The organism is Streptococcus mitis (genome assembly GCF_002096895.1).
Lineage (GTDB): Bacteria > Bacillota > Bacilli > Lactobacillales > Streptococcaceae > Streptococcus > Streptococcus mitis_AH.
The window spans coordinates 1-4,247 of sequence record NZ_NCVI01000009.1; the positions used below are offsets into that span (position 1 = coordinate 1).

A 4,247-nucleotide genomic window follows, 5' to 3' on the forward strand; every position below is an offset into this window, starting at 1 on the left:
GTTCAGCAATCTGTTAAGAAAAAAGTCTTGCCAGCTATCGAGCGCCGTATTCGGACAGAATTAACTGAGAAGGCAGAAGAAGGTGCTATTCAACTCTTTTCTGACAACCTGCGCAATCTCCTCTTGGTTGCTCCGCTGAAAGGGCGCGTGGTTCTTGGATTTGACCCTGCCTTTCGTACAGGTGCCAAGCTAGCTGTCGTGGATGCAACAGGAAAAATGCTGACAACTCAGGTCATTTATCCTGTCAAACCAGCCTCTGTTCGTCAAATCGAAGAAGCCAAGAAAGATTTGGCAGATTTGATTGGTCAATATAGCGTGGAAATTATTGCCATCGGAAATGGAACTGCTAGTCGGGAAAGTGAAGCCTTTGTGGCGGAAGTTCTTAAAGATTTTCCAGAAGTCAGCTATGTTATCGTCAATGAAAGTGGTGCTTCTGTCTATTCTGCTAGTGAATTAGCTCGTCAGGAGTTTCCTGACTTGACCGTTGAAAAACGCTCTGCCATTTCTATCGCCCGTCGTTTACAAGATCCTCTTGCAGAGTTAGTTAAAATCGATCCTAAGTCAATTGGTGTCGGTCAATACCAGCACGATGTCAGCCAGAAGAAATTGTCTGAGAGTCTGGACTTTGTCGTGGATACCGTGGTGAACCAAGTCGGTGTCAATGTCAATACGGCCAGCCCAGCTCTTCTTTCACACGTCGCTGGACTCAATAAAACCATCTCTGAAAATATCGTCAAATACCGTGAAGAAGAAGGAAAAATCACTTCACGCGCTCAAATTAAGAAGGTTCCGCGTCTGGGTGCCAAGGCTTTTGAACAGGCAGCTGGTTTCCTCCGTATCCCTGAAAGTAGCAATATTCTAGATAATACAGGAGTTCACCCAGAAAATTACAGTGCTGTTAAGGAGCTCTTCAAACGTTTAGATATTAAAGAACTAAACGAAGAAGCCCAAGGCAAACTCAAGTCGCTTTCAGTCAAGGAAATGGCGCAAGAGCTAGACCTTGGTCCCGAAACTCTTAAAGATATCATTGCAGATCTTCTCAAACCAGGTCGAGATTTCCGTGATTCCTTTGATGCACCTGTGCTTCGCCAAGATGTCCTAGATATCAAAGATCTAGTGGTTGGGCAGAAGCTGGAAGGTGTTGTGCGTAACGTCGTTGATTTCGGTGCCTTCGTTGACATTGGGATTCATGAGGACGGTTTGATCCATATTTCCCACATGAGTCGCAAGTTTATAAAGCACCCTAGTCAAGTGGTGTCAGTTGGAGATTTGGTGACCGTTTGGGTTAAGAAAATTGATACTGAACGTGAAAAAGTCAATCTGTCGCTTCTAGCTCCAAATGAATCTGACTGATTACGTTAAGCAAGTTTCGCTAGAAGACTTCGGTAGACCTTTTATCCATCAAGCCCAGTGGAATAGGCGTCTACGTTCGACAGGTGGGCGATTTTTCCCAAAAGATGGGCATTTGGATTTTAATCCCAAGGTTTATCAGGAACTGGGGTTGGACGTTTTTAGGAAAATTGTCCGCCATGAACTCTGTCATTATCACCTTTATTTCCAAGGGAAGGGCTATCAACACAAGGATCGGGATTTTAAGGAACTTTTGAAAGCAGTGGATGGATTACGCTTTGTGCCATCCTTGCCCAATAGCAACTCCAAGCCAATCAAACTCTATCGTTGCCAGTCCTGCCAGCAAAGTTATCATCGCAAGCGAAGGATTGATACCAAACGCTATCGCTGTGGACTTTGTCGAGGTAAATTACTACTGATAAATCAGCCTGAGGACTGATGAAAGCCGAGCCTACCCGTGATATACTAAGTCTAACCTAGTAGAAAGAGGTAAAACCATGAACAGTAAATTTTATAAAATGAGACGAAATCGCATGATTTCAGGAGTTCTGGCAGGTCTAGCAGACAAATGGAACTTTGATGTTACCCTTGTTCGTTTCTTGTTTGCCATTTTTACAGTCGCAAACTTTGGACTTGGTGTGATTATCTATATCATCCTAGCTTCTATCATGCCAACCAAAGAAGAAATCGAAGCAGAAATGTACGGAACAGGCCCACGAAAACGCAAAGAAGCACAAGCAATTGACGATAATGAAGGCTGGTTTTGGTGAGGTAGAAACAATTATTTTACTGTTAGTCTATGAATTCGACTAATCTATTTTAAAATTTTTGAACCCTTGTATCCGCAAGGGTTTTCTTCTTGCCTTCTTTTTATGGTAAAATATTTTTAATAAAATGCCTACATTTCCCCCAATCTTACAAAAATGTAAGATTAAAGTCTCTTTTGTAAGGTTAGGTTATGGCAAGCAGTCTTTTTTTGATGTAAACTAGACTCATAAAGAACAAAGGAGTAACATCATGAAACAAACCTTACATAAGAAAACAAGAAAACCAAGTCACAAAGATATCGAGCGTGTTCAGCTGGGATGCGCTATGATGCAAGCAACATTTCATTTGATGGGATATTAAGAAAGGAGATTCTCATGACACTTTTAGATGTAAAACACGTTCAAAAAATTTATAAAACTCGTTTTCAGGGCAACCAAGTAGAAGCTCTCAAGGATATTCACTTTACCGTGGAAAAGGGTGACTACGTTGCCATCATGGGTGAGTCTGGTTCTGGTAAATCAACTCTTCTCAATATCCTAGCTATGCTGGATAAACCGACTCGTGGTCAGGTTTACTTGAATGGAACTGATACCGCAACCATCAAAAATTCACAGGCTTCTAGCTTCCGTCGTGAAAAGTTGGGCTTTGTCTTCCAAGACTTTAATTTACTAGATACTCTGTCTGTTAAAGACAATATCTTGCTTCCGCTTGTCTTGTCAAGAAGACCCATTACGGAGATGATGAAGAAATTGGTGGTGACAGCTGAGAATCTAGGCATCAACCAATTACAAGAGAAGTACCCTTACGAGATTTCAGGTGGGCAGAAACAGCGTGTAGCAGTAGCCCGTGCCATCATCACAGAACCTGAAATACTCCTTGCGGATGAGCCAACAGGAGCCCTTGATTCCAAGTCATCTGCAGCCTTACTTGATGTCTTTGATGAAATCAATGAGCGCGGCCAAACCATTCTCATGGTAACCCACTCAACAGCAGCAGCTAGCAGAGCTAAACGTGTACTCTTTATCAAGGACGGCATTCTTTACAATCAAATCTACCGTGGAGAGAAGACAGAGCGTCAGATGTTCCAAGAAATCTCTGATACCTTGACTGTCATGGCAAGCGAGGTGAATTAGTATGTTTCGATTAACCAATAAGTTAGCGGTATCCAACTTGATTAAAAACCGCAAACTCTACTACCCCTTTGCTCTGGCTGTTCTCTTGGCAGTCACCGTCACTTATCTCTTTTACTCCCTAACCTTCAATCCCAAGATTGCAGAAATTCGTGGAGGGACAACGATTCAGGCTACACTTGGATTTGGTATGTTTGTCGTCACCCTTGCGTCAGCCATTATCGTCCTCTATGCCAATAGTTTTGTCATGAAGAACCGTTCCAAGGAACTGGGAATTTATGGCATGTTGGGCTTGGAGAAGCGTCATCTAATCAGTATGACCTTTAAGGAGTTGGTGCTATTTGGAATTCTAACTGTTGGAGCAGGTATCGGTATTGGAGCCTTATTTGACAAGTTGATTTTCGCCTTCTTACTCAAACTGATGAAATTGAAGGTTGAACTGGTCGCTACCTTCCAGATGAAAGTTGTCATTTCAGTGTTGGTAGTCTTTGGATTGATTTTCCTAGGCCTCATGTTCCTGAATGCCCTACGAATCGCCCGCATGAATGCTCTCCAGCTCTCTCGTGAAAAAGCTAGTGGGGAGAAAAAAGGTCGCTTTCTTCCTCTCCAAACCATTCTTGGATCCATTAGTTTAGGGATTGGATATTATCTTTCCCTTACTGTAAAAGACCCCCTTACAGCCCTAACAACCTTCTTCTTAGCTGTTTTGTTGGTTATCTTTGGAACCTATCTCTTGTTTAATGCAGGGATTACCGTTTTCCTCCAAATCTTAAAGAAAAATAAGAAATACTATTACCAACCAAATAACCTCATCTCTGTTTCCAACTTGATTTTCCGTATGAAGAAAAATGCGGTTGGACTAGCAACCATCGCTATCTTGTCAACAATGGTCTTGGTTACCATGTCTGCAGCGACAAGCATTTTCAATGCCTCAGAATCCTTTAAAAAAGTGATGAATCCGCATGACTTTGGAATTACTGGACAAAATGTTGAAAAAGA

The 4,247-nt window shown here is 42.2% G+C and carries 5 protein-coding genes; all 5 read left to right on the forward strand.

All coding sequences use genetic code 11. The features are described from left to right. Positions 1-1,353, forward strand: a 1,353-nt coding sequence (locus B7697_RS00070) for a helix-hairpin-helix domain-containing protein (protein WP_142358987.1), incomplete at its 5' end; no start/stop codon positions are given. After that, the gene (locus tag B7697_RS00075) at positions 1,340-1,789 is read left to right on the forward strand and encodes a SprT family protein (protein WP_084949698.1); all 450 of its coding nucleotides are present in this window, start codon (positions 1,340-1,342) and stop codon (positions 1,787-1,789) included. The genes B7697_RS00070 and B7697_RS00075, both read left to right, overlap by 14 nt. A gap of 58 nt (positions 1,790-1,847) precedes the next feature. After that, a complete protein-coding gene (locus tag B7697_RS00080; protein WP_084949699.1) occupies positions 1,848-2,120 on the forward strand; it encodes a PspC domain-containing protein in 273 nt (90 codons plus the stop codon). Positions 2,121-2,492: 372 nt separating this feature from the next. Beyond that, positions 2,493-3,251 (forward strand): ABC transporter ATP-binding protein, encoded by a 759-nt coding sequence (locus B7697_RS00085; protein WP_000173372.1) that lies wholly within the window; start codon positions 2,493-2,495, stop codon positions 3,249-3,251. Between the two features lies 1 nt (position 3,252). Beyond that, a partial coding sequence (locus B7697_RS00090; protein WP_142358988.1) for an FtsX-like permease family protein occupies positions 3,253-4,247 on the forward strand: 995 nt, incomplete at its 3' end.

What these genes read in the sequence shown, in the direction of transcription:
- B7697_RS00075 (WP_084949698.1), top strand. Translation starts at nt 1,340, where the DNA reads ATGAATCTGACTGATTACGTTAAGCAAGTTTCGCTAGAAGACTTCGGT.
- B7697_RS00080 (WP_084949699.1), top strand. Translation starts at nt 1,848, where the DNA reads ATGAACAGTAAATTTTATAAAATGAGACGAAATCGCATGATTTCAGGA.
- B7697_RS00085 (WP_000173372.1), top strand. Translation starts at nt 2,493, where the DNA reads ATGACACTTTTAGATGTAAAACACGTTCAAAAAATTTATAAAACTCGT.